Origin of the sequence: Photobacterium chitinilyticum (assembly GCF_004104355.1) — a bacterium.
GTDB classification, from domain to species: domain Bacteria; phylum Pseudomonadota; class Gammaproteobacteria; order Enterobacterales; family Vibrionaceae; genus Photobacterium; species Photobacterium chitinilyticum.
In genome coordinates this window covers 261,107-280,932 of sequence record NZ_RJLM01000001.1, presented here as the reverse complement: position 1 = coordinate 280,932, position 19,826 = coordinate 261,107, and the positions used below count along the sequence as shown (strand labels likewise).

The window sequence follows — 19,826 nt, the reverse complement described above, 5'->3', positions numbered from 1 at the left end:
GGCTGAGACACCGGGCAGAAAAAATAAAATACCTTGCCAGCATCAAATTTTTCTCGACATGTCGTAAAATTTCAGCAAACTGAATGTTTTTGAGCGAAACAGCCAAAAATAATAATAACTTTACACATATGCCATAACACAACGGATGGATCTTAGTTTTATGAACCCAGTAGTTATTTCGGTATGCGTCATGCTTGTCCTTGCTTTAATGCGGGTCAATGTTGTCGTTGCGCTTACCTTCAGTGCCATTATAGGTGGCCTTATCGGCGGGATGCCCCTGGCAGAAACCGTTTCCGCATTTGAAGGCGGTTTAGGTGGCGGTGCCACTACCGCCCTGAGCTATGCCATGCTCGGTACGTTTGCCGTCGCAATTTCACGTTCAGGCATCACTGATGTACTGGCGCAAAAAGTGATTAAACGTATTAGCGGCCATGAAAACGCAGCGACTGCAACAGGTGTGAAATATTCCGTTCTTATCATTTTAGTGCTTCTTGCCATATCTTCTCAGAACGCAATCCCGGTTCATATCGCGTTTATTCCAATTGTGATCCCACCCCTGCTGCATGTATTTGCAAAATTGAAACTGGATCGTCGCCTGATTGCCTGTGTACTGACATTCGGTCTGGTAACACCGTATATGGTTCTGCCTGTCGGCTTTGGCGGTATTTTCCTCAACAATATCTTGCTGAAAAACTTACATGACAACGGCCTGGATGTAACGGCTGGTCAGGTTCCGTATGCAATGCTATTGCCTGCCCTTGGAATGATTTTCGGCCTACTTGTTGCTACTTTCTTTAGCTACCGCAAACCTCGTGAGTACTCTGAAGAGAAGATCCTTGCCAACGAGCCAGAGCATGCTGAAATCAACATGCAGCATGTCTATATTGCCATCGGTGCGATTGTTGCTGCTCTAGGTGCCCAGCTATACAGTGGCTCCATGATTATCGGCGGCCTGATTGGCTTCATGGTGTTCACATTTGGCGGCGTGATCAAATGGAAAGAGACCCATGATGTGTTCACCAAAGGTGTTCACATGATGGCAATGATTGGCTTCATCATGATCGCGGCGGCGGGCTTCGCCTCGGTAATGAAGGCTACTGGCGGTGTTGAAACACTGGTTAGCTCTTTGGCTGATGTCATTGGCGATAACAAACCATTGGCTGCGCTACTGATGCTGGTTGTCGGCCTGCTGGTCACCATGGGGATTGGCTCTTCATTTTCGACGATCCCAATTCTGGCAACTATCTATGTTCCGCTTTGCCTGACTTTCGGCTTCTCGCCACTGGCGACTGTCGCGCTCGTCGGTACTGCAGCAGCTCTGGGCGATGCGGGTTCTCCGGCGTCAGACTCAACACTGGGTCCAACGGCAGGTCTGAATGCCGACGGTCAGCATGAACACGTTTGGGAAACGGTCGTGCCGACTTTCATCCACTACAATCTGCCTCTGATTGCCTTCGGCTGGTTAGCCTCTATGATTCTGTAGTGTAAGTAATACGCACCATATTAGATGCAATAATAAAAGACCGCGAATGCGGTCTTTTTTTGTTTCGTATCAGTTACATTCACTTCTGTTAATTAGCGCAAAACATAACCAATATATTTCATATGCTATTTTTTCTAAACTATAGTTGATTCATACGGATACATGTTTTTTCGTGATGGAGCTCCTATATGGAAATACTTGCTCAATCCACTTACTTGATCGTCGATGACAGTAACATAATTCAAAGTGCTACCCGTGCATTGCTCATGAATCTCGGAGTACCGATGAATAATATAATTAGTACTGCCAGCGCCAAGGGAGCAATTGCAGCCTGTAACAAACAAAAATTCGATATTCTGCTTATCGACCATAACCTTGGGACGGGCAGTACCGGATTGCACCTACTCGAATATTTACGTTACAAGGACATTCTCAAACAACAGACGCTGGTTTACATTGTTACCGGCAATGACAGCCAGGATGTTTTCCTCGGCTACTCCCAACTCGAGCCCGACGGTTACCTGATCAAGCCTATCCGTTCAGACGATATCATTAAGCGTGTTTCTTCCGGACTGTTAAGACGTGAGTTCTGCCAACGCCTTGAGCAGGCTTTCAATAAGAAAGGTCTAGCTGAAGTCAAACCACTCTTTGCCAGTGCGCCAGATACCATGGCACTGAAGAGCGGCATCATTCATATTGCCAATCTGCTTTGTAAAAACCAGCAATACGATGAAGCCCAGGCGATGCTGTCTGGCTTGCTCCAACTACATAATCACCTACCGGCAAGAATCAAACAGGTTGAGATATTACTGAATAAACAGCAATACAAGACAGCACTTCAGCAGATCAATATGTTAATTGAAGAGAACAAGTTTAATGTTCGCCTTTTAAACCTCAAAACGGAAATCTGTATTGAAGCAGAACGGTGGCCTGACGCCGAACAAACTATTCAACGCGCATTGCAATTGCATAACAGTAGCGTCGAACAGACTCTCAACATCGCATGGCTGCATATTGCCGGTAATAATTTTGAAAAAGCCATCCCGCACTTGTTACAGGTTGCAAACCTACTGCCTCACTCCATGTGGGACACACCAGGCCAACGGGGTTTATCCATCTATGCTGACATGTGCAATACAGATAAAAACGCCTTGCAAAACTGGCGTGCAGATACCGTGTGGCACCGGATCAGCAGAGGAAACGAAAGTAGCCTAACCTCTAAAGCGATCCAAAAAGCTCTTCAGGCGCTACGCTTGGCGCAGATAGGAAATACAGCGTTGGCTGCTGAGCTATTAGCCCAGATCCCCGAGAATGACATTACTGATTTTGAAACCGGCTTTCTTATTTGTATAGGTTATCGTGATCTTGAGCTAAACGAAGAACTCAGCCAGATGAAACAACAACTTGATAGCACCAATACACCGGCAGCAGCCAGTTCTCTCTCTCGGTTACAGTCCCTGGCCCTGAAGGTTCTGGTTAAAATCGATACGCCCTCGCTAACGGTGACAAGCTAAAGGCTCTTTTTTATAAGGCAGTGTCACAAACCAAGGATTACAAGGTATTCACTTATAAAACAACGCCTTACAAGGATGTGAGTAATGATAACTAAACTAATCTACCACTAGGCAGGCGCATTATCATTGCCTGTTGTTTTAGCTTTCCTCCCTACATATACATCACCACATCTACATCACCAAGAAGAGTTCTCCTCTTGCTACCAAAGACACAACAACTGACAACAGGCAGGCACATCCGGGACATAAAACCGCAACGTTTAGTCGCTACGTTCGATAATGCCGGTACCACCAACCTTTCAACCTACTATGTCAACCAAAAGTAACTCATAATAAAAAGCCCCGACTCTAGTCGGGGCCCTTAGTAATGTTAGTGCTAGCCGGACTGGAGAGATTACTCCGCAGCCGCTTCACCGTCACGACGCTCAGCCGCTTCTTTGATCAGTGGCTGCAGTTCGCCTTTCTGGAACATCTCAAGGATAATGTCACAACCGCCAACCAACTCGCCTTCAATCCATAATTGAGGGAACGTCGGCCACTGTGCATAGGTAGGAAGTTCTGCACGGATATCTGGATTTTGCAGAATATCGACATAAGCAAACTTCTCACCACACGCCATTAGCGCCTGAGATGCCTGAGATGAAAAACCACAGCTAGGCAGTTTTGGTGACCCCTTCATGTATAACAGAATTGAGTTTTCAGCAATCTGTTGCTTAATCTTGTCGATAGTTTCCATAGCTTCCTCTTGCGACACTTATTTATAAGTTGAGTTTCACAGACATCATTCTACTTTGTCATGCCGAGGAAAAAAACGCCTAATATCTGTATGGGTATTTTTAATACAAAGTGCACAATTATCCGGGCGTATAATTTAGCTAAGTTTCACTGCAGATCCCTCGACGAGGTGCTATTTTTTATTGGACAGGGGGTTTTAATAAAGTAAAAACTTGCTAAAATACCTCAGCAGTCACATTCTGCCACCATGCCAGTGAGTATAGTGGCGTAATATGATTGATATCAGTCAGTTTCAAAACAATAAGTAGACCCGAAGTCTACTGGAAGCAATGTCGGGGGCTTGTCCCCAAAAATCAAAATGGAGAACCGAGCAATGGCATTTCAACTACCAGCTCTACCGTACGCAATTAATGCTCTTGAGCCGCACATCTCTCAGGAAACGCTTGAATACCACCACGGCAAGCACCACAACACCTATGTTGTTAAGCTAAACGGCCTGGTTGAAGGTACAGAGCTCGCTGAGAAGTCTCTGGAAGAAATCATCAAGACTTCTACTGGTGGCGTATTTAACAATGCAGCTCAAATCTGGAACCACACTTTCTACTGGCACTGCCTAAGCCCTAACGCAGGCGGTGAACCTACAGGTGAAGTTGCAGACGCAATTGTGAAAGCATTCGGTTCTTTCGAAGAATTCAAAGCGAAGTTCACAGACTCAGCAATCAACAACTTTGGCTCTTCTTGGACTTGGCTTGTTAAGAAAGCAGATGGCTCTCTAGACATCGTAAACACATCTAACGCAGCAACTCCTCTTACAGATGAAGGCGTTACTCCGCTGCTTACTGTAGATCTATGGGAGCACGCTTACTACATCGACTACCGTAACCTACGCCCTGACTACATGAGCGCATTCTGGGCACTGGTTAACTGGGAATTCGTAGCGAAAAACCTAGCTGCTTAATTCTTGCATCGATTTAAATAAAAACGCCTGCAATTCAATTGCAGGCGTTTTTATTGATGTTCAAATACTTATGTGAATTTAACCCTATTGCTTCTCGGCCAGAATAATACGTAATGTTCGGCGTAATGGCTCAGCAGCACCCCACAATAGCTGATCGCCAACCGTAAAGGCATTGAGGTAATCATCACCCATCGCCAGTTTGCGCAGGCGACCTACCGGGACAGACAACGTACCCGTTACCTTGGTTGGGCTTAGTTCCTGAACCGTCACGTCACGATCGTTCGGGATCACTTTCACCCAATCATTGTGAGAAGCGATCATCTCTTCGACTTCGTCTAACGGGACGTTCTTCTTCAGCTTCAGGGTCAGCGCCTGACTGTGGCAGCGCATTGCGCCGATACGTACACAAGTGCCGTCAATTGGAATCGGGTTATTATCAAGACCAAGGATCTTGTTCGTCTCAACCGAACCTTTCCACTCTTCCTTGCTCTGGCCGTTATCACGCTTGACATCAATCCAAGGGATCAGCGAACCGGCCAGCGGAGATCCAAACTCCTGGGCAGGAAAGTCTGCCGAACGCATTGCGTCTGCTACCTTGCGATCAATATCGAGGATCGATGTCGCCGGGTTAGCCATTTCGCTAGAAACCGCATCGTTAATCACTCCCATCTGGCTGATCAACTCACGCATGTTTTTGGCACCCGCACCTGATGCAGCCTGATAGGTTTGAGAAGTCATCCACTCAACCAGACCCGCCTGATACAGCCCGCCAACCGCCATCAACATCAAACTAACAGTACAGTTACCACCGGTGAAGGTGTTAGTACCAGAGTGAATACCCTGCTTAATTTGTTCACAGTTCACCGGATCAAGAGCGATAATAGAATCTTCTTTCATCCGCAGCGTAGAGGCAGCATCAATCCAGTAACCTTTCCAGCCCGCCTGACGCAAAGCCGGGAAAACTTTCTCGGTATAACTGCCGCCCTGACAGGTAATAATGGCATCAAGTTTCTTCAGGCTCTCAATATCGAAAGCATCATGTAATACGCCAGCTTCTTTACCAAAATTGGGGGCCGGAATACCAACTTGAGAAGTAGAAAAAAATACTGGCTCGATAACGTCGAAGTCTCCCTCTTCAACCATTCGCTGCATCAGCACCGAACCAACCATACCACGCCAACCAACCAGACCAACTTTCATCATTGTAACTACACTCCCTGTTCAGAATTTCATATTCGACATACCAATCGGCAGAACTATCTGGCCACGCTACTCACAGAACAAGCAGCAGATAGTTATGCCTACTGGTATTACTCCCATCTATAGAGATTTAGGCAATGAAAAACAAGCATAATCTGCATGAAATGAGCAAAAAAGTGCCTAACCGTAGAATAACGGTCATTTTCGCTGGGTAAAAATGCCCCACCGGCACCTTCTCACTCACAACCACCAATAACGGTAATTCTGGGCCAGAAAACAACCTAACCACCACTTATTCGCCACTAAAGCACTCCATAGCTGATTCTTTTATGAGCCAGAAAGCAAAAAGTATCTTTAACAAATAAAAATATATTAACCCACTATTTTTGAAAAACTTTCCACACCCTGATAACCTGCCAACAACGAACTGTTTAGTTTTTTCATCTAACAAACAGTCAAATAATCGACAATAAAGCCTGACATTTAGAGGAGCGACGATAATAAAGCAACGTTTCAGAACAGTTAAAAAACAACCAACGCACAACAAAAGAACTAATAATTAACACTTTTTAAAAGAGTTAATATGTATTTTTTCTTAGTTAACAGCACTGGTTGGACAAGGTCACAGAAAGGCACAATATCTATCGCGGTACTCAGCGCATTCGGATAGAGTAGCGCCGAAACAACATGAGCACCCTAAATGAGTGACTCAATAGTCATAAGAATTATTATTATTAGCCTCTGATTAATGCTAATTCAGGGGCTTTCCACATTTTACAGGCTCGAACTAACAAGGTTAGAAGTATGAACAAACAGACTGTGAAACTCCCATCGCTAATACAGGTCATTGTGGCGTTGGGTATTTTTCTTGCACTGGCATTCTCTTTCACCGCAAAACTAGACTTACCTATTCAACTGGCGCTATACATTGGCTGGTTCATTATCATGGCACTTGGCATCAAGCTGGGCCATAACTATAAATCTCTTGAGCAAGCCGCTACCAAAGGTATTTCAAACGGCTTGGGTGCCGTACTGATCCTACTTGCCGTTGGTGCGCTAGTCGGTACCTGGATTGCCGGTGGTATTGTTCCGACCATCATTTATTATGGTCTGAAAGCTATTCACCCTTCGATTTTCCTTCTGGCGACGATGATCATTTGCTCCCTGACTGCACTTGCGACAGGCACATCTTGGGGTGCAGCAGGTACAGCTGGCATTGCAATGATGGGGATTGGTCAAGGTCTGGGTATTCCAGCCCCAATGACAGCCGGTGCAGTACTGTCAGGCTGTTACTTTGGTGACAAGATGTCTCCGCTATCAGATTCGGTTATCCTTGCCTCTTCTATGTCTAACGTAGAAATCATGGAACACATCAAGGGAATGCTACCAATTGCGCTGATCAGCTACATCATTACCGGTATTCTGTTCACCGCTGTCGGCTTCCACTATGCAGGCAACGTTGACATGTCTCAGGTTGAGTCTGTCATTGTCGCAATGGATCAGCAGTTTGTTATCTCTCCATTCTCCTTTGTGCCGGTCATTATTGTTCTAGCATTACTAGCCATGCGTCTACCTTCATTCCCGGTTATTTCGCTAGGCTCTCTGCTAGGCATTGCTTGGGCCGTTATGGTTCAGGACATGGATCCATTAGTTGCTTTCAACACCGCGTGGGCACCGTTCTCTATTAGCTCGGGTGTGGACTTTATCGATGCCATTCTAAACCGCGGCGGTATGTCATCCATGCTGGGCTCTGTGGCAGTTATCGTATTTGGTCTTGGCTTTGGTGGCCTACTAGACAAAGTTGGCGTACTGCAGACCATTGCCAAGCTATTCGAAAAGCGTGTTAATTCAGCAGGTAGCCTTTCGGTATCGACTATCGCAACGGCATTCCTTGGTAACGTATTTGGCTCGGCGATGTATGTATCGCTTATCTTGACTCCAAAGATCTGCGCCAAGAACTACGACCGTCTGGGCTACCAGCGCAAGAACCTGTCTCGTAACGCAGAGTTCGGTGGTACGCTGACTTCAGGTATGGTGCCGTGGAGTGATAACGGCATCTATATGGCAAGCATCCTAGGTGTAGCGACGTTCTCGTATGCACCGTTCATGTGGCTGAGCTTCGTCTGTATTATCGTGACAATTGTTTCTTCTTACATGGGCTGGTTTGTTGACCGCTGCCCACCATCAGTAACGGCTGAGGCAGAAGAAGAAATTGAAGGTGTTACCCAACAGCAAACAGCTTAATACCTCGCTAAGAAACGATTAAAAGCGCCTCCGGGCGCTTTTTTTTGTGTCTATTAAGCGTAGAAAATTCTGTAGCCTAACTCTCTCCCCCTAAAAGAAAGCATGCTTTTTGCTCTTCCTTGAAACTAAACTCAAGAAACTCACCACTTCATCCGACCAGCTAATGTGTAACCATTTGTTAATGGCAGTAGCACATATTGACCCCAATCAATTTCTTACCAAAACAATCAGCGAGAATAGCTTTGTCTACAGCATATGAATAAGCAGCCATATCAGATGTGTGAGTATGGCGTCTCTTTGAGGGGCACCTTTGGTGCACTTTTATATGCTGCAGCAATTTTTCTCTTCCCTGTCGCCATTCATTCCCTGTTTCAGGGAGCTTTTTTCAGGAGTGATTATGAACACCGCACCACAAAATTTTTCTCTACAAGAGTATCTCGAAGAATTACGTCCGCTTATTGATGTTGATTGCGGTACACTTACCATTGAAGGTATCGAGGTCATTGTCCAGCAAATGGGGAAAAAATACCTAGATATGGGGTGGTACGTTAAACGCGTAGGATGCGGTATCGCTGGAACTGGTTTAGAGATCCGCAATAAACCCGATTGCAAGAACATCGATGTCATGCTGATTGGCCATATGGATACTGTCTTTCCTGTCGGAACAGCCGCAGCCCGCCCGATGACATTCGATGAAAAGCGAGCCTATGGTCCAGGGGTTTCTGATATGAAATCTGGACTGCTAAATGTGGTATACGCCCTGCGCAGTCTGGATAAAAACACGCTAAATAAGTTATCTATCTGTATCTGCATGAATCCAGATGAAGAAATCGGCTCTCCACACTCTGAAGAATGGTTAAAGAGCGTAGCCGTCAATGCCAAGAGCGTTCTGGTGGCGGAGGCTGCGCGTGAAGACGGCTCTCTCATTAAAGCCCGCAAGGGAATGGCTCGCTATCAGCTAACATTCTCAGGCAAAACCGTCCCCGCCGATAGCGAACTCCAGAACGGGCGAAGTGCAATCACCGAAATGGCAAACTGGATCCTTGGTATCAATGCACTTACTAACCTTGAATCAGGCACCACACTGAATGTTGGCATGATTAAAGGCAGTGCCGAAGCCAACATTGTTCAGGATCATGCCGAAGCCATTGTTGATGTGCAGTTCTGGGACAACGACGAATACGCTGATACCGATGCCAAAATCCGCGCCATGGCTGAAACACCATTTATTAACGGCGTTGTAGTAACCGTTAACCGGGCCACCCATAAACCGTCAATGATGCCATCGGAACAAACCGAAGCACTAATGGCACTGGTTGAAGAATCAGGTGATGAGTTAGGTATTAATATCACATGGCAGGCCGTAGGGGGCGGCTCGGATGCCAACCTGACTGCCGTACTGGGTATTCCTACCATCGATGGCCTTGGCCCAGTCGGTGCGGGCTTTCACGGTATCGATGAATACCTTGAGCTTAAAACCATTGAGCCCCGAATTCAGTTGCTGAAAAAAGTACTTACCAAGCTCGCAGGCTAATTACTACCTCCTCAAGATCACACAGGGTGCTAATGCGCCCAGTGTGATTAAAGCGAACAGGTTTATTCATAGTGGGTTTCTTGTCGCTCTACATCGCGTTGAGAGCTTCGATGCCTGTTGCCAGTATATCTTTTCATAAATTTTGCTCTGACTGCACACAGATGCCTTTGAGACTCATGAAGCACTTCTTTTCGTAGCTTTCGTTCTATTTTGCACGCTTTCATTGCCAACCTCGATACATAGCTCTATCAGGGGTCAATAAAAGAATAGAGCCGAGTGCAGCCTGTCTCAACCACTATTACCAAATCCTGACAAAGCCATACAGCCTGTTACTTTTCCGCCCACCTTCAAAAGTTTCATTTCAAATGTGACTTATTGCATCAGATAATGATCCGGATCAATGACCCCGAACATTCAGTACCTATATCCTCCTTCCCTATTATAAAGTTGCACAATAAATACACCTTTAAGGAATGCAATAATGTCGAACCTAGCAATGTTTTGTCACCAGTGCTCGATGGCCCAAAGCGGCGGCTGTGGCAGCACCGGAAAAACTCAGGGTACATGCGGTAAAGATGAAACCCTATCTCGCCTTCAGGATATTATGATTTTCGGCCTAAAGGGCCTGTCAGCCTACCGTACCCACGCCGATGACCTTGGCGCGGAAACAAAATCTGTCGACGATGTTATTGCTGAAACACTGTACTTCACACTAACAAACGTTAACTTCAGCTTTGACCAGCATATTGCCCAGCTAATGAAAATCGGCGGTGCCGGTAGCGAAATGATGTCTCGCCTCGGTGAAGCTCACCACGGTCGCCTCGGGATCCCTACTCCTGTATGCGTACCGCAGAACAAAGCCGAAGGTAAAGGTATTCTTGTTACCGGTCACGATCTTGAGCTGCTAGAGCGCCTGCTGATTGCCACTGAAGGCAAAGGCATCAACATCTACACCCACTCGGAAATGCTGCCAGCCCACGGCTACCCTGAGCTACGTAAGTACAGCCACCTTAAAGGCAACATCGGTAAAGCCTGGTTTGACCAGAAACAACTGTTCCAGAAGTGGAACGGTACCATTATTGTAACGACTAACTGTATCGTCCCACCGACAGGCCGTGCCGACTATGCTGACCGCCTGTACAGCTACGGTATTGTGGGTATCGACAACTGTCGCCAGCTGGAAGATGACTTTGCACCGCTGATCGAACAAACGCTAAGTCTGCCTGATATCGAAGGCTTCGATAGCGACGATACCCTAATGACCGGCCATAACTACAAAACGATTCTTGGACTTGCTCCGCAAATTCTAGAAGCCGTTAACGCTGGCAAGATCAAGCAGTTCTTCGTGGTTGCCGGTTGTGACAAACCAGGCAAGCCAAACGACTACTTCCGCGACTTGGCGCTGTCAATCCCGGATGATTGCATTATCCTGACCTCGTCTTGCGGTAAGTTCCGTTTCAACGACCATGACTTCGGTACGATCCCGGGCACAGAAATCCCTCGCTACCTTGACCTTGGCCAGTGTAACGACAGCTATGGCGCCGTGATGATCGCATTGGCACTTAGCGATGCGATGGGTGTGCCAGTTAACGAACTACCGGTTAACATCGTCCTGTCTTGGATGGAACAAAAAGCAGTTCTGATCCTGCTTGCCCTGTTCAACCTGGGTATCCAGAACATCTACCTAGGTCCTAACCCACCGGAATTTGTCAACGAGGCAATCTTCGAATTCCTGCAGCAGCAGTTCAACCTGCAGCTAACTGGCAATGTTGAAGACGATCTTGCCAAAATGCTGAACCCTCAGCCAGAGATTGAGGTAGTCAAAGCCTAAGTCGCTTCGCTCCCTTCGCTCAACCGGACCGGCCTCACCCTACCTACACAGAGACCGGTCCGATTCAAAATAATAAGACAGCCAAGCTGAATCCCTGACGGTATCCGATTATCAGACACCATCAGGTTCTGCTTAAACACACAGTGCTTGTTCGCTGGAGTAAGTTATGCCTAAAAATCCACGGATTGATAATCAAAACATCACCTATACCACGATGGACGGCAATGAAGCCGCTGCTTCCGTCGCCTATCGCTGCAATGAAGTCATCGGCATTTATCCCATCACCCCTTCTTCCCCGATGTCGGAAGCGTGTGAAATATGGGAAAGCCAAGGACAAAAAAACCTATGGGGACAAGTACCTCGGGTTATTGAAATGCAATCCGAAGGTGGTGCTGCAGGTGCGGTTCATGGTGCATTGATGGCTGGTTCGATGGCCACAACCTTTACCTCGTCTCAGGGCTTACTGCTCAAAATCCCGAACATGTACAAAATTGCCGGTGAACTGACGCCATTTGTCATGCATGTCGCAGCACGGACGCTTGCCACCCATGCCTTGTCAATTTTTGGCGATCACTCCGATGTGATGGCGGTACGCCAGACCGGTTTTGCCATGCTGGCGGCCAATTCTGTCCAGCAGGCCCACGACTTTGCTCTGATCAGTCAGGCTGCAACTCTGGAAAGCCGGATCCCGTTTGTCCACTTCTTCGATGGCTTCCGAACTTCACATGAGATCAATAAGATCGCGATGATCGACGATGACACGATCCGTCAGATGATCGCCGAAGACCATGTCGATAGTTTCCACCAGCGCGGACTGACACCCGATGCCCCAAGCATTCGCGGGACGGCTCAAAACCCGGATACCTTCTTCCAGGCACGCGAAGCAGCCAATGGTTTCTACCACGCCTGTCCGGATATCGTGGCCGATAAAATGGCCCAGTTTGCCAACCTGACCGGCAGGGAATACAGGCTATTTGACTACTATGGTCACCCAGAAGCCACTGATGTGGTCATCATCATGGGCTCAGCGAGCTCGGCCGTAGAACAGGCCATTGACCACCTGCTGACGACCGGCCGAAAGATCGGAATCATCAGTGTCCATCTTTACCGCCCGTTCTCGCTCAAGCATTTCATGTCGGTACTGCCAGCCAGCGTTCAGCAGATCGCGGTCCTGGACCGTACCAAAGAACCTGGTTCCGTCGGTGAACCACTTTACCTCGACGTTGTTTCGACCATCCAACAGGCACACGCAGCTAAACAATACCCGCACCTGCCTGCAATAAAGGGCGGCCGCTACGGCCTGTCATCGAAAGAGTTCAATCCGGGCCATGCCGTCAGCATTTTCAATGCCATGGCCGACGAGCAGCTCAACCATAACTTTACGGTGGGGATCTGCGACGATATCACCCACCTCTCACTGCCGACAGCCCCTGCTGTCGATGCAGAGCCAAGCAGCCGCCTGCGCGCCCTGTTCTATGGCCTGGGTGCCGACGGAACCGTCAGTGCCAATAAAAACACCATTAAAATCATTGGCGAAAACACCGACCTACACACGCAGGGGTATTTCGTCTATGATTCCAAAAAATCAGGCGGTACCACTGTCTCACATTTGCGTTTCGATACGACTCCGATTGAAGCACCGTATCTCATCGAGCAGGCGGAGTTTATTGCTTGCCACCAGTTCCAGTTCGTCAACAAACTGGAGATGTTCGAGCACGCTGCCGAACAGGGAACTCTGCTACTCAACAGTCCGCATTCCGCAGATAATATCTGGGAGCACCTGCCGCAGGAAGTTCAAAAAATCATCATCGACAAACAGCTCAACCTGTATGTTATCAATGCCGTAGAGCTGGCCCGTGAGCTCGGGCTGAAGAACCGCCTGAACACCATCATGCAGACGGCCTTCTTTGCCCTCAGCGAGCTGATGCCTCTCGAGCAGGCAATTGCCCAGCTCAAGCAGGCAATTGAGAAAAGCTACAGCAAACGCGGTCCGGCTATTGTCGAGGCCAACCACAGAGCTGTCGATGCAACGGTTGCCCGCTTGCAGCAGGTCGACGTCCCGCTGCTGACCACCAGCCTATTCCGCCGTCCGCCTGTCGTTAATGAAAAGGCCCCCGATCTGGTCAAGCGCGTCAGTGCCATGATGATGGCAGATAAAGGTGATCTGCTGCCGGTGAGTGCATTTCCTGTCGATGGCTGCTGGCCAACGGCCACCAGTCAGTGGGAAAAGCGCAACATTGCCCAGGAAGTGCCGGTTTGGGAAGAAGACCTGTGTACCCAGTGTAATATCTGTACCCTTGTCTGCCCGCACGCTGCAATCCGTGCCAAAACGGTCAGTGCCGATGCTCTGGAACTTGCACCTGAAGAGTTCAAAAGCGCCGAATACAAACAGCGAGACTTTAAAGGCCAACAATACACATTGCAGGTTTCGCCGCAGGATTGTACCGGGTGTAACCTCTGTACCACGGCTTGCCCGGCCAGTGACAAGGCCGATCCATCGCGTAAAGCCATCAACATGGCGCCGAAACAACCGATACTGGAATCTCAGAGCAAGAACTACGAGTTCTTCCTTGATCTGCCAGAACTTGAACGCATTGATATCAAACGTATCGATGCCCGTACCAGCCAGTTGCTGCAGCCATTGTTCGAGTATTCCGGAGCCTGTTCGGGGTGCGGAGAAACGTCCTACGTGAAACTGCTGACCCAGCTGTTTGGCGATCGCCTATTGGTTGCCAATGCCACTGGCTGCTCGTCAATCTATGGCGGTAACCTGCCGACCACACCGTATACCGTCGACAAACACGGACGCGGACCGGCATGGGCGAACTCCTTGTTCGAGGATAACGCTGAGTTTGGTCTAGGTATGCGCCTGGCACTGAACAGTAAGCGTGATAATGCACTGGGGCTGTTGGAGACGACAGCCGACTTCTTACCGGCCGAGCTGCTAGAGCAAATCAAGCAGGATGCCTTTGACAGCAGCGAAACCGCTGTCACACGCCAGCGCCAGAACCTCAGTCGCATACGTGCCGAGCTACCTTACAGCCACCGTCAGCTCAACGAGCGAGCAGACGATCTGGTGGCAAAGAGTAACTGGATTGTCGGTGGTGACGGCTGGGCCTATGACATTGGCTTCGGCGGCCTGGATCATGTTCTGGCCGGTAGTGACAACGTCAATGTACTGGTCATGGACACCCAAGGCTATTCCAACACTGGTGGGCAGCAGTCAAAAGCGACCCCAACCGGCGCTGTTGCCAAATTTGCCACTCAGGGTAAAACCAGCAACGGCAAAGATCTTGCTCTGAATATGATGATGCACGGCAATGTCTATGTCGCCAAAATTGCCTTGGGTGCCAATATGAACCAGACCATCAAGGCCCTGCAGGAAGCGGAAGCATACCCAGGTCCGTCGCTGGTCATCGCCTACTCACCATGTATTACCCATGGCTTTGACATGGCCGAAGGCGTCGAGCATCAGCAGTTACTGGTAGAAACCGGCCTATGGCCGCTGTTCCGCTTTGATCCGCGCCGGACAGACAAAGGCCGAGCCGCTCTGCAAATGGACTCCAAGGCACCGAAAAAAGACGTTGAGGAGCTGATCGGCCGTGAGGCCCGTTTCACGCAGATCCTGCGACGTAACCCTGAACAATATCAGGCCAATCTGGAACGATTACGCCAGCAAGTTGCCCATAAGTATCTGTTGCTGGAACAACTCGGCCAGTGGAAGCCAGAAAAGAAATAAAACATAAAGCGTGGCACCTCTCTGCTACGCCTTACCAAACATAAACAGACTGAACCATCAGCAAAACAAGTTAGCTGGAGATGAACATGACTAATATTGGTATTTTTTTCGCAAGTGACACAGGCAATACAGAGAAAATCGCAGAGAAAATCGCAACCCGGCTAGAGCTGGAAACCAACGATATTGCAGGCTGCAGCAATGAAGTTTTTGATGACTTTGATCTGCTGATCCTCGGTACACCAACCGCTAACTATGGTGAAATGCAACCGGACTGGGATTGCTTTGTACCTGAGCTGGAAGATGCCGACTTAAGCGGAAAGAAAGTTGCCCTGTTTGGTCTGGGCGATCAGGTTGATTATCCGGATAGCTTCCAGGATGCTATGGGTGATCTTGCCGATCTGATTGTTGAAGCCGGAGGCGAACTCGTCGGCCAATGGCCAACTGACGGTTACGAGTTTAATGATTCACGTGCAGTAAAGGATGACAAATTTGTCGGTCTGGCACTTGATGAAGATCGTCAACCTGAGCTTACCGACGATCGTATTGCAACCTGGCTGGCTACTCTAGGGCTTTCAGCTTAACACCAAGCTATTATCCCACTGCCAGTGGTAACGTTTATAACCAACAAAGGCTGCATTTTGCAGCCTTTGTTATATAAAATATACTATGTAGCGCGTCTTGCTTACCTTATAAACACCGACTACCTGACAGACATGGACTGTGCATCCACCGTCCGCTCTGAACGAAAGCTGGCAAGTTTGAATTTCAATGCTTGTAACGGGCGTCGCCAGGCAAATTTTGGCGAAGACCAACGAAGCACGTGGGAAAAGTGCAGCCGCTTGGCTGGATGGTAACACTGACTTTTACATTGCAGACAGTTAGGCTTATCTTCTCCTAGGCGACAGCTTGCCACCCGCGTTTCGACATATTCAATAAGCCCTTCACATTCAGGGCAGATAATCGCCCCACGGTGCAGCGTTTTACAATATAGGCGAATCATCGCTTTTGCGGTGTCCAGTTCACGCTGCTTACGAACTGAATGTTTCATTTGAACTATCATAGGGGCGGTATTATCCATTGCAGCCGATAACAACCTTTGATAAAGATCAATTTTGCCTATCGAATGAATTAATTCGCCAAATCAGTCGTAAAAGCAGCATAAACATCTAACCAAAATTAAACTGAATGGCTGTTATTCTGCAAAAAGTCAATCTCCCACTAAACTTTTGGGTCAAAACAACACCTTTTAGTCTGCCGACAATACCTCATTAAGCGAAGCGGCACAGAAGATTAGGCAACCACGGCCGCTTGCTGTGTCAGGTAACGAGTTGCAGCGACGATGGTATCGTCCAGCACGCTCGCCAGTTTCCGGTATTCAGAATCAGCGACAACCTGTTTTTGCTTAAAATGCGATTCGATAACTTCTGCCTGCCGTTTTAAGGCCTCGGCCCCCAAACTGCTCGCTACCCCTTTGAGACTGTGAACGAGCCTAAATGCCGTCTCACTTATTTCATCTGGCGCACATTGATAGACCAACTGCTGGAGCCTCTTGGCATCAAGCGCATGCTCCCCAATAAATATCTCCAGCAGCATTTTGACGGATTCTACGTCATCATCCATAGACTCCAGTACATAAACCACATTCAGCAAGGCCAAATGCTCATCCGCTTTAGGCGAAGAAGCTTTAGCTGGTTGTAGTTCAGCATCCGAAATATCTTCAGGCTCAACCACAGTAGCTTCTTCTTCACGGGTGTACTCTTCAATCTGAACAGCATCTTCTTCTACAGTTTCGGCTTCCTCCGCCAAATACATTAAGATGGCTGCTTTTAGCTCTCCTAGCGCCTCATCTAGTTGCTCGATATCTTCGGCGCTTATTGCAATGCCTTGTTTACAACAATGCTCGATAAATTCGGTCCGCTGTCGCAACCGCACTGCGCCAAAGCTGCCGGCGACACTTTTTAAGCTATGAGCAATTAAGCTCGCTTCGTCATATTGTCCACGCTCTAGGCTAGCAGAAAGTCGCTTGGCATCACCAACATGCTCTTTCATGAAGATGTCCAACAACAGAACGACAGATTCTCTGTCACCATCCATACTGTCGAGCATCTGCTCCGTGTCCAACACTGTATCATTCCTGCCGACTTGATCTTGTTTCGTCGGCACAGACATTTTTTTAAATACAACGCGAGTAGTTCCAGCGTCATTAGCAATCAAACCAGAATCCTTTTCAGAGTCGGCCACTACCCCACCAGAAGCTGATACCAACAAGGCTGACGTTGCTGACACTTCTCGTTCTCTTCGCTCTCGCCCCAGTAGCCCGACGCCATAACTCACTCCGCCAAAACCTGTGAGAGCCACCAGAACGGCAAGTAACAACGTTAGCCAGGTCAGCTTTGTCTCTGCTTGAACTAAAGATGATTGCAGCTGGTATAGCGAGCCGAGGAAAGGATTTATATCGACGTTTTCAATTGCTGCCATATTATCTGCATAGCGAAAACGATCACGGGCAAGCCAGGCGTATTCAGCTTGATCAGCAAATTGCCTGCCTTGTCGTACTAAGTGGCGCATCTTATCCTGTGCAGAGACTGGGATATCACCATTTTGCCACTCGACTAAACGGCTGCGAAATGAGACTGTCAGCTCTGAGTGTGTACTGGCAAGAGGTCGGGATGAGTCTGCTGATAGAGTGATAATTCGCCACCTAAGCTGTTCAGCTTCATTCTGGAGCTCTGAGGTCGAACTGATAAAACTCAGGGTGGAGGCAGAAAGAACAGACAAATAAGCGATAACGCCAGTTCCGATCAAAAGCAACACCAGGCCAAACGCTAAAATGCCTGATGACAAACTATTACCCCGACCAACCGTCAATCGCACGGACTCCTGTTGGCTTGAATCTTCAGCAAGATCCGATACAGGCTTTTCTTTGTTTTCCATATTAACCCCTATCTACGCATCACAAGATCCCGTTGGTAAACCTCTCTCCAACTCAAGTAGAACAAAGCACATTATTTGCCAGTCTCCGAACAATCCCGGCAACGATAGGCTCGTTCTAGTTTTAAATAAGTCGCTCCGACTAAAAAGAAAGCCAGTCATTGCCATCTGGAATTGCTAACAATAACTTTAGTCAACATATTTACCATATTCCAACAAGTGACTATTACCAACAGCCAATTATGCTCACAATGTCATATTGAAGTTCAAGATACAAAAAAACCACCTTCATCAAAGATAAAGGTGGCTGCTTTATTTACGCAAGAACTTAGCTATCGGTATTCAGTCGACGTTGCAACTGATCTTTTAGATTCGGCGGGATCCCCTTGATCGTCAGCGTATCGGTTTCGGCATCATAAAAAACGCGCTCACCTAACAGCATGCTGTCAAAATTAATTGTAATACCACCACCTGAACCAACAAACTTGGTTAGTTTACGCATTGCAGTACGATCGGCAGGAAAACTTTCCTCCAGTTCATAGCCTTGGTTTGCCGTGAACTGATAAAAATCGGTCCCGTCTTCAGTCGTCGGCAACTCTCCAGCTAGCTCTTTCACCGTGACTTCATCACCAGCCTGCAGCTGACCATTGCAGTAATCATAAACTTGCTTGCGGTACTGTTGCTTCTCTTCTTTTTCCAAACGGGAGTCTGCACAGTAGTCCTCAACCGCCTGCATTAGCACCTGATTTTGCTCTTTGACATCCAGTCCGACCTCTGCTTGCAGAAAGTCGAGGAAGAAGTCTGCGATCTTACGACCCACCCGCCCTTTGATGAAAGTTAGGTAACGATTCGATTCGGAATCAGTTTCCCATGACGAGAGATCAATACGGGCAACAATGTCCATTTTGCCGACATCCAAATAATCTGTCGCACTGATATCGAGCTGTTCAGTAACCTTCATACTATGGCAAGTCGGCAACAGGCCAATAAACAAATAGTCGGTAGCCAGAGACTGATACTCGGCCATAACCAACGTACCGGCATCAGCAAACGGATATTTTGCCAGCTCTGTTTGTAGCTTTTGTGCCGATTGATTAGAAAATGTCAGGAAATCGAGCTCACCGGTACGACTTTGTTTCAGCCAATGGCTGAATTCACTGTCTTCTGCGAAGTGGGCGAAACCTTTTGCTCCTTTGCTACTATAGACCCGGTGTAGTTCGGCAACGAGGTCCTCAGTTGATTGGTTATTTTCAAGTGTTTGTTTTCTAAGATGAACGTCAAGCTCATCCTGTTCATTTTTTGTCAACTGGTGAAGGATGACATTCGAAAGCGTAAGACTCATAATGGAAATGTTTCAGTTAATCTAAAGTGTAGGTTATTATAAGTCGCTTTCTTTAACATTAAACAAGACTTCCTATGCCAATTACTTCAAAATACACCAATAAAAAAGTTGAACAAATCATTGATGACGTGTTCGATGTACTAGAGAAGCATGATGCTTCAGCAGAACTGGCGCTAATGATCGTCGGTAATATCGCTACCAACGTTATCAATGCCGATGTTCCTGCATCGCAAAGGAAAGCAATCGCAGAAAAATTCTCTCAAGCTCTGCTCTCCTCAATTAAGGAAGATTAAGTTTGTTTGTTAGCGTCACAAT

14 protein-coding genes are annotated in these 19,826 nt (G+C 47.7%); 9 read left to right on the top strand and 5 right to left on the bottom strand.

The genetic code is table 11. The features are described 5' to 3' along the window. Positions 1–160: 160 nt before the first annotated feature. Together EDI28_RS01295 and EDI28_RS01290 are read left to right on the top strand one after the other, a co-directional pair. Entirely contained in the window at positions 161–1,483 is a 1,323-nt protein-coding gene (locus tag EDI28_RS01295) for a Na+/H+ antiporter family protein (RefSeq protein ID WP_128782033.1), read from the top strand. A 188-nt stretch (positions 1,484–1,671) separates the two neighbouring features. Further along, positions 1,672–2,997 carry a response regulator gene (locus EDI28_RS01290; protein WP_128782032.1) on the top strand — a complete coding sequence of 442 codons (1,326 nt, stop codon included), beginning with the start codon at positions 1,672–1,674 and terminating at the stop codon, positions 2,995–2,997. A gap of 394 nt (positions 2,998–3,391) precedes the next feature. On the opposite strand, the gene EDI28_RS01285 is transcribed toward EDI28_RS01290, so the two are convergent. Further along, positions 3,392–3,733 (bottom strand): Grx4 family monothiol glutaredoxin, encoded by a 342-nt coding sequence (locus EDI28_RS01285; RefSeq protein ID WP_128782031.1) that lies wholly within the window; start codon positions 3,731–3,733, stop codon positions 3,392–3,394. A gap of 372 nt (positions 3,734–4,105) precedes the next feature. Between EDI28_RS01285 and sodB the strand changes: the two genes are divergently transcribed. After that, entirely contained in the window at positions 4,106–4,690 is a 585-nt protein-coding gene (gene sodB / locus EDI28_RS01280) for a superoxide dismutase [Fe] (protein WP_128782030.1), read from the top strand. Between the two features lie 84 nt (positions 4,691–4,774). On the opposite strand, the gene asd is transcribed toward sodB, so the two are convergent. Further along, positions 4,775–5,890 carry an aspartate-semialdehyde dehydrogenase gene (gene asd, locus EDI28_RS01275; protein ID WP_128782943.1) on the bottom strand — a complete coding sequence of 372 codons (1,116 nt, stop codon included), beginning with the start codon at positions 5,888–5,890 and terminating at the stop codon, positions 4,775–4,777. Positions 5,891–6,694: 804 nt separating this feature from the next. Between asd and nhaC the strand changes: the two genes are divergently transcribed. From nhaC to fldA, 5 genes are all read left to right on the top strand, one after another. Beyond that, a complete protein-coding gene (gene nhaC, locus EDI28_RS01270) occupies positions 6,695–8,134 on the top strand; it encodes a Na+/H+ antiporter NhaC (RefSeq protein WP_128782029.1) in 1,440 nt (479 codons plus the stop codon). 397 nt (positions 8,135–8,531) lie between these two features. Next, positions 8,532–9,668: a M20 family metallopeptidase gene (locus EDI28_RS01265; RefSeq protein ID WP_128782028.1), complete on the top strand. Its 1,137-nt coding sequence runs from the start codon at positions 8,532–8,534 to the stop codon at positions 9,666–9,668. A gap of 481 nt (positions 9,669–10,149) precedes the next feature. Then, positions 10,150–11,499 carry a hydroxylamine reductase gene (gene hcp / locus EDI28_RS01260; protein ID WP_128782027.1) on the top strand — a complete coding sequence of 450 codons (1,350 nt, stop codon included), beginning with the start codon at positions 10,150–10,152 and terminating at the stop codon, positions 11,497–11,499. Positions 11,500–11,665: 166 nt separating this feature from the next. Beyond that, positions 11,666–15,238, top strand: a complete 3,573-nt coding sequence (gene nifJ / locus EDI28_RS01255) for a pyruvate:ferredoxin (flavodoxin) oxidoreductase (protein ID WP_128782026.1) — start codon at positions 11,666–11,668, stop codon at positions 15,236–15,238. An 86-nt stretch (positions 15,239–15,324) separates the two neighbouring features. Next, positions 15,325–15,819: a flavodoxin FldA gene (gene fldA / locus EDI28_RS01250; RefSeq protein ID WP_128782025.1), complete on the top strand. Its 495-nt coding sequence runs from the start codon at positions 15,325–15,327 to the stop codon at positions 15,817–15,819. A 119-nt stretch (positions 15,820–15,938) separates the two neighbouring features. Here fldA and EDI28_RS01245 read toward each other — a convergent pair whose 3' ends face one another. The 3 genes from EDI28_RS01245 to yejK all read right to left on the bottom strand — a co-directional run bounded on the left by EDI28_RS01245 (position 15,939) and on the right by yejK (position 19,511). Next, on the bottom strand, positions 15,939–16,286 hold the full coding sequence (locus tag EDI28_RS01245) for a nitrous oxide-stimulated promoter family protein (RefSeq protein WP_233353243.1): 348 nt from the start codon (positions 16,284–16,286) through the stop codon (positions 15,939–15,941). Positions 16,287–16,528: 242 nt separating this feature from the next. After that, positions 16,529–18,172 carry an Hpt domain-containing protein gene (locus EDI28_RS01240; protein ID WP_128782023.1) on the bottom strand — a complete coding sequence of 548 codons (1,644 nt, stop codon included), beginning with the start codon at positions 18,170–18,172 and terminating at the stop codon, positions 16,529–16,531. A gap of 325 nt (positions 18,173–18,497) precedes the next feature. Then, positions 18,498–19,511, bottom strand: a complete 1,014-nt coding sequence (yejK, locus tag EDI28_RS01235) for a nucleoid-associated protein YejK (protein WP_128782022.1) — start codon at positions 19,509–19,511, stop codon at positions 18,498–18,500. A 74-nt stretch (positions 19,512–19,585) separates the two neighbouring features. Here yejK and EDI28_RS01230 point away from each other — a divergent pair, with 74 nt between their 5' ends. After that, positions 19,586–19,804, top strand: coding sequence for a YejL family protein (locus EDI28_RS01230; RefSeq protein WP_075764867.1), 219 nt, complete (start codon positions 19,586–19,588; stop codon positions 19,802–19,804). The last annotated feature ends 22 nt before the right edge of the window (positions 19,805–19,826 follow it).